We start from the raw sequence: 6,751 nt of genomic DNA, 5'->3' as shown, positions 1-6,751 counted from the left end.
CCGCCGCGCAGCCCGGCTATCCGCCGGCCCAATCCGGCTATCCCGCGCCGGCCGCCAGCGGCGGCGGCCTGACCACCCTGCCGCCCTCGGCGACGCCGCGCGACGAGTTCGACCTCGGCATCGGCTACATGCAGCGCAAGGACTATGCGCTTGCCGAGCAGACCATGAAGAATTTTGCGCAGAAGTTTCCGAGCGACCCGCTGGTCGGGGACGCGCAATACTGGCTCGGCGAGAGCTACTTCCAGCGCCAGCAATACCGCGACTCCGCGGAAGCCTTCCTCGCCGTCACCACCAAATACGAGAAATCGGCCAAGGCGCCGGATGCGCTGCTGCGGCTCGGGCAGTCGCTCGCCGCGCTGAAGGAGAAGGAGGCCGCCTGCGCCGCCTTCGGCGAGGTCGGCCGCAAATATCCGCGCGCCTCCGCCGGCGTCAAAGCGGCGGTCGATCGCGAGCAGAAGCGGGTGAAGTGCTGAGGCCCGGCGTTTCTATCCTGACAACGCGGGTGGTGCTGCGCTAAACATCGCGATCATCCGCCGAGGGTGCTGGGCCGGGTCATGTCAGACGACGATTCTCCGATCTCGGCGCGCGAGGCGAAGCGGCTCTTCGCCGGCCTGAGAGCTGCGCCGGCGCTGGTGCTCGCGGTCTCGGGCGGGCCCGACTCGGTCGCGCTGATGTGGCTTGCGGCGCGCTGGCGGCGCAGCCTCGCGCGTGGTCCGCTTCTCACCGTCGTCACGATTGATCACGGCTTGCGGCGAGAGGCGGCGCGCGAAGCGCGCGAGGTCAAGCGGCTCGCCGCCGGGCTCGGGCTGCCGCACCGGACCCTGCGCTGGCGCGGCACAAAGCCGAAGGCGGGGCTGCCTGCGGCAGCGCGCGAGGCCCGTTACCGTCTGCTCGCCGACGCCGCGCGTGCCGCGGGCGCGAGCCATGTGCTGACGGCCCACACCCGCGACGACCAGGCCGAGACGCTGTTGATGCGCCTCTTCCGCGGCAGCGGACTTGCCGGGCTGTCGGCCATGGCTCCCCTCAGCGAGCGCGACGGAATCGTGCTGGCGCGTCCGCTGCTCGATGTTCCGAAGTCGCAGCTGATCGCGACCCTGAGGCGGGCGAAGGTCGGCTTTGCCGAGGACCCCACCAACCGGGACACCGCCTTCACCCGGCCGCGGCTGCGCGCGCTGCTGCCGCTGCTCGCGGCCGAGGGCGGCGATGCGCGCAACCTGGCGCGGCTCGCGGCAAGGCTGGCGCGGGCCAATGCGGCGGTCGAGGTGCTGGCCGACGGCGCCGAGCGCTTCCTCCGTTTGCGGGATCGCGGCGTTGCGCCGCAGGTGGGGGGCCGAAGCTTCGAGGCCTCGGCCTTTGCCGCCCTGCCGGAGGAGGTCCGGCTGCGGCTCCTGCTGCGGGCGATCAACGCGCTCGGACATGAAGGGCCGGCGGAACTCGGCAAGGTTGAAACCCTGATGTCCGCACTGGACCAGGCGGTGGCCGCAAGTCTCCGCGCCCGCGCGACCGGCCGGCCGGTCCTGAAGCAGACCCTCGCGGGAGCCTTGATCAGCCTTGCCGGCGGGCGTATCCACATTGCGCCGGCACCGGCCCGGCGGCGCACCGGGAGATGAGCACGAATGAGGGCGGATCATGGCACCGGCCGTTTCGCATCTGCGCCGTCAGGCCACCTTAACCAGGCCGGAAAACCCCCGATCGGGCGCCATTATTTCCACGGGAATCGCGCTAAGATGGGATAAATAGTCCCATCGCGTTCCCTTGGCAGCGACCGGGGCGGCACCTAAATTGTATCCGTCTAACCGAGAGGATTCCTTGGGATTTCCTCGCATTGACCAAAGCCACTGCCCAAGGATCAGGGTTGCGATCCGCGCGACCACGAAGGAAGATCAATGAACGCCAATCTGCGCAATTTCGCCCTCTGGGTCATCATTGTCTTGCTGCTGTTGGCGTTGTTCACGCTGTTTCAGAATCCGGGTCAGCGGGCCTCCTCGCAGGACATCGCCTTCTCCCAGCTCCTGAGCGAAGTTGACCGCGGCAATGTGCGCGACGTCGTGATCCAGGGGCCTGATATCCACGGCACCTTCACCAACGGCTCGAGCTTCCAGACTTACGCGCCGAACGACCCGACGCTGGTGAAGCGCCTCTATGACAGCAAGGTGCAGATCACTGCGAAGCCGCCGGGCGACAATGTGCCCTGGTTCGTCTCGCTGCTGGTCTCCTGGCTGCCCTTCATCGCGCTGATCGGCGTGTGGATCTTCTTGTCGCGGCAGATGCAGGGCGGCGCCGGCAAGGCGATGGGCTTCGGCAAGTCGCGCGCCAAGATGCTGACGGAAGCGCATGGCCGCGTCACCTTCGAGGACGTCGCCGGCGTGGACGAAGCCAAGCAGGACCTGCAGGAGATCGTCGAGTTCCTGCGCGATCCCGGCAAATTCCAGCGCCTCGGCGGTCGCATTCCGCGCGGCGTGCTGCTGGTCGGCCCTCCCGGCACCGGTAAGACCCTGATCGCACGTGCGGTGGCGGGCGAAGCCAACGTGCCGTTCTTCACCATTTCCGGTTCGGACTTCGTCGAAATGTTCGTCGGCGTCGGCGCGAGCCGCGTCCGCGACATGTTCGAGCAGGCCAAGAAGAACGCGCCTTGCATCATCTTCATCGACGAAATCGATGCCGTCGGTCGTCACCGCGGCGCCGGCCTCGGCGGTGGCAATGACGAGCGCGAGCAGACGCTGAACCAACTGCTGGTCGAGATGGACGGCTTCGAGGCCAACGAGGGCGTGATCCTGATCGCCGCGACAAACCGTCCCGACGTGCTCGATCCCGCGCTGCTGCGTCCGGGCCGCTTCGACCGCCAGGTCGTGGTGCCCAATCCGGACGTCGTCGGCCGCGAGCAGATTCTCAAGGTTCACGTTCGCAAGGTGCCGCTGGCGCCGGATATCAACCTCAAGACGATCGCGCGCGGCACGCCGGGCTTCTCCGGCGCCGACCTGATGAACCTCGTCAACGAGGCTGCGCTCACCGCCGCCCGCCGCAACAAGCGGATGGTGACCCAGGCCGAGTTCGAGGAGGCCAAGGACAAGGTGATGATGGGCGCCGAGCGCAAGTCGCTCGTCATGACCGAGGAAGAGAAGCTGCTGACGGCCTATCACGAGGGCGGCCACGCCATTGTCGGCCTCAACGTGCCCGCGACCGATCCGATCCACAAGGCGACCATCATTCCGCGCGGCCGTGCGCTGGGCATGGTCATGCAGCTCCCGGAGCGCGACAAGCTGTCGATGTCCCTGGAGCAGATGACCTCGCGCCTTGCCATCATGATGGGCGGCCGCGTCGCCGAAGAGCTGATCTTCGGTCGCGAGAAGGTGACCTCGGGCGCCGCCTCCGACATCGAGCAGGCCACGCGCCTTGCCCGCATGATGGTGACGCGCTGGGGCCTGTCGGAAGAGCTCGGCACCGTCTCCTACGGCGAGAACCAGGACGAGGTCTTCCTGGGCATGTCGGTGTCGCGCACGCAGAACGCGTCCGAGGCGACGGTCCAGAAGATCGATTCCGAGATCAAGCGTCTGGTCGAGGAGGGCTACAAGGAAGCGACCCGCATCCTCACCGAGAAGCACGCCGATCTCGAAGCGCTCGCCAAGGGACTTCTCGAATTCGAGACGCTGACTGGCGACGAGATCGTCGACCTGCTCAAGGGCAAGAAGCCGAACCGCGAATCCGTGCTCGAGCCCACCACGCCGCGCGCCTCCGCGGTGCCCCCGGCCGGCAAGTCGCGCCCGCGGCCCGATCCGGATCCCGGCCTGGAGCCGCAGCCGCAGGCCTGATCGCAAGCGGCAGACCGAATTGAAAAACGCGGCGGAAACGCCGCGTTTTTTGTTGGGCGGCGGCGATCTGCGCCTCGAAGTTACACTCCCGTGCCCCCGAGGCAGCGCGGCTCTCTACCTTTGCTTTTAGAGCTACGGCGGGACAAGTCCGCTTCGCCCCGCCTGTGATCTCCTTACTTCGCTGCTGCTCCGGATCTGGCGCCGCGTGCGAGGAACCGCAGCATGTCATCGTTGAACTGCTCCGGATCCTGCAGGAACGAGAAGTGACTGACATCTGGCTGGATCAGGAGGCCGGCGCCCGGAATGCTCGCGGCCATGAACTCGGTGTTCTCGCGCTTGATCGCCTCGTCGTGATCGCCATCCACGATCCAGGTCGGCACCTTGATTGTCGCGAGGTCCGAAGCCGTCCACTTCGGTTGGCTCTCCCACATCTTGGTGATCTCCGTGACAAACCCCTTGTACTCGGTCGGGGTCGACGAAAGGCGCTTGTACTCCTCGCCGGCCCTGGCGATGTAGGCATTGAAGACGTCGCTCGACGCAATATCCGCCACGCCTGACGGGTCCGAGTTCGCCGCGAAGGCGAACAGCCTGCTCACCCGCTCCGGATGCTTCATGGCGATGTCGAGACCGATGATCGCGCCGTCGCTCCAGCCGACGATCGCAGCCTGCCTGATCTTGAGATGATCGAGCAACCCGATCACGTCCGAGGCCATCAAATCATAGCCATATGGCTCCTGGTTGCGGCTGCTGCGGCCATGGCCGCGGCTCTCCATGACGATGACCTGATATTGCCGTTGCAGCGCGCGGACCTGATGGCCCCAGTAGTTGGCGTTGGCGAGGCCGCCATGCAGCAACAGGACGGGCTGGCCGCGCCCGAAGACGGCGTACCAGACCTTGATGCCGTTGACGGGCGCGAAGCCGCTCTGTGCCGCCTTGGGCAAGGTTGGAGTCGGCGGCAGTCTGAGCCATTGCGGCGCCGCCTGCGCCGTCGTGATCGAGGCCGTGACGAGAAGTGCGATGAAGAGATTGCGAAGCAGCATGACACACCTTTCCCTTCGACCATCCGATAGTACCGCATGGCAGAACGTGCGCGTCAGCTCGCGAGACGGTCCGCACAGAGAAGTGAAAACTCACGCGCCCAGCCGAGCTGCGCGGCGAGCGGCACCATGCCGGAGATGGTCTGGCAGGACAGGTTGCGATCGGGCATCGCGATCTCGTGGCGCTCCTTGCCGCGGCGAATGCCGGCCAGCCTGCAAAGCCAACGCCGCGGAGGGTGGCGGGCGATACGAGGAGTGCGGCACGCAGCAGCCCCCGATTGATCGCGCAGACCGGCCTGGCAAGACTGTTCGGCGGGAGCAGCAGCGACGACCCGGCTAGCCGCCTTGGCGCGAATGCGAGAACACTCAATAAGAACTTAACGCTTGCGTTCTAGTTTGGCTCGCCATGTCTGACCAGGTCGTCCACAGCGCGGTTCAACCGTTTTCGGCACGTGCAGCGCTCCCTTGGCTGGTGGGCCTCAGCGTCTATGCGGCGCTGCTCATCGCCGGGCCACGGTTGCTCGGCGATCCCGACACCTATTCTCATGTCGAGCTCGGACGCTGGATCATGGCGCATGGCGCCCTGCCGACGAGCGATCCCTTTTCGTTTTCCAAGCATGGCGCGCCCTGGATCACCTTCGAATGGCTCTCGGAGGTCATCTACGCGGCCGCGTACATAATTTCCGGCTGGCCGGGCGTCGTCGTCGTCGCCGCGGCGGCGATAGCGCTCGCCTTTGGTTTGCTGACCTTTTTCCTGCTGCGTGAGCTTTCACCGGTCCAGACGCTGCTCATGGTGATCGCCGCCGTCATCCTGTTGGCGCCGCATATGCTGGCGCGGCCGCACGTCCTCGTCCTGCCGGTCATGGTGATTTGGGCGGCCGCCCTGGTGCGCTGCATGGATCGTGGAGGGCCTCCACCCTACTGGGCCCTGCCGCTGCTGGTGCTGTGGGCCAATCTTCACGGCAGTGGGGTGCTGGCTCTCGGGCTGATCGGCCCTGCAGGGCTCGAGGCGCTGCTGCGCGAGAAGCCAAGCGAATGGCCGCGCGTGCTGCTGCGGTGGCTACCCTTCACGGCACTCGCAGTCGCAGCCTCCTGCCTGACGCCCCACGGGCCGGAACCGCTGCTCATGCCGCTGACGACACTCGGCCTCGGCCCCGCGCTCGCCTGGATCGCGGAATGGCGACCGCAGGATTTCGGCCATGTCGGGGGCTTCGAGTTGCTGCTGCTGGCTGGAATCTTTGCGCTCTCGCGTGGCGTGACGCTGCCGGTTGTGCGCGTCCTTGTGGTGCTGGGCCTGCTCCATTTCTCGCTGGCGCAGATGCGCAATGCCGATCTGTTGGCCATGCTGGCGCCGCTCTATCTGGCAGCCCCTCTGGGGCGGCGGTTCGGCGGTGCGGCCGCGGACGATGCGGTCGTCGCGCCGCGCGGCCTCACTCTGGCCGGGCTCGGCGTGTTGATCGCGGCGAGCGGAGTCGCCCTGGCGCACGACGTCAGGCCGGCTCCGACCATCACGCCTCAGGCAGCCATTGCTGGAGCCGATCTCGCCAAGGCTGGGCCCGTGCTCAACGACTATTCCTTTGGCGGCTATTTGATCTTTGCCGGCATACCGACCTTCATCGATGGTCGCGCCGAACTGTACGGCGGACCGTTCATCGACCGCTACAATCGCGCACTGGCGCTGATCGATCTCGGAGATTTTCTCGACTTGCTGGAGGAATACCGCATCGGTGCGACGTTGCTCGCACCGCATACACCGGCAGTAGCGATGCTCGACCGGCTGCCCGCGTGGCAGCGCGTCTACAGCGACGACGTGGCGGTCGTGCACAAGCGGCGGGAGACGCCGCAAAGATAGGCAAAGGGCGTGTCGAATCCGACATATCGTCCTCTGGACAACACGCCCGTCCG

Annotated in this window: 5 protein-coding genes; 4 read left to right on the top strand and 1 reads right to left on the bottom strand. The window is 66.6% G+C overall.

Annotated elements, in window-relative coordinates; genetic code table 11:
- The 3 genes from ybgF to ftsH form a co-directional block, all read left to right on the top strand.
- The coding region (gene ybgF / locus H1B27_RS29730; protein WP_197968506.1) for a tol-pal system protein YbgF at window positions 1-473 on the top strand (473 nt) is incomplete at its 5' end.
- Between the two features lie 81 nt (window positions 474-554).
- Window positions 555-1,610: a tRNA lysidine(34) synthetase TilS gene (gene tilS / locus H1B27_RS29725; RefSeq protein WP_197968505.1), complete on the top strand. Its 1,056-nt coding sequence runs from the start codon at window positions 555-557 to the stop codon at window positions 1,608-1,610.
- Between the two features lie 276 nt (window positions 1,611-1,886).
- A complete protein-coding gene (gene ftsH, locus H1B27_RS29720) occupies window positions 1,887-3,809 on the top strand; it encodes an ATP-dependent zinc metalloprotease FtsH (RefSeq protein WP_061880851.1) in 1,923 nt (640 codons plus the stop codon).
- 173 nt (window positions 3,810-3,982) lie between these two features.
- Here ftsH and H1B27_RS29715 read toward each other — a convergent pair whose 3' ends face one another.
- Window positions 3,983-4,849: an alpha/beta fold hydrolase gene (locus tag H1B27_RS29715; RefSeq protein WP_197968504.1), complete on the bottom strand. Its 867-nt coding sequence runs from the start codon at window positions 4,847-4,849 to the stop codon at window positions 3,983-3,985.
- A gap of 403 nt (window positions 4,850-5,252) precedes the next feature.
- Between H1B27_RS29715 and H1B27_RS29710 the strand changes: the two genes are divergently transcribed.
- Window positions 5,253-6,698: a hypothetical protein gene (locus H1B27_RS29710; RefSeq protein WP_197968503.1), complete on the top strand. Its 1,446-nt coding sequence runs from the start codon at window positions 5,253-5,255 to the stop codon at window positions 6,696-6,698.
- Window positions 6,699-6,751 lie beyond the last annotated feature (53 nt).

Origin of the sequence: Bradyrhizobium diversitatis (assembly GCF_016031635.1) — a bacterium.
GTDB classification, from domain to species: Bacteria; Pseudomonadota; Alphaproteobacteria; order Rhizobiales; family Xanthobacteraceae; genus Bradyrhizobium; species Bradyrhizobium diversitatis.
This window is presented reverse-complemented; position numbering and strand designations above follow the sequence as displayed.

What these genes read in the sequence shown, in the direction of transcription:
- tilS (WP_197968505.1), top strand. Translation starts at nt 555, where the DNA reads ATGTCAGACGACGATTCTCCGATCTCGGCGCGCGAGGCGAAGCGGCTC.
- ftsH (WP_061880851.1), top strand. Translation starts at nt 1,887, where the DNA reads ATGAACGCCAATCTGCGCAATTTCGCCCTCTGGGTCATCATTGTCTTG.
- H1B27_RS29715 (WP_197968504.1), bottom strand. Translation starts at nt 4,849, where the DNA reads ATGCTGCTTCGCAATCTCTTCATCGCACTTCTCGTCACGGCCTCGATC.
- H1B27_RS29710 (WP_197968503.1), top strand. Translation starts at nt 5,253, where the DNA reads ATGTCTGACCAGGTCGTCCACAGCGCGGTTCAACCGTTTTCGGCACGT.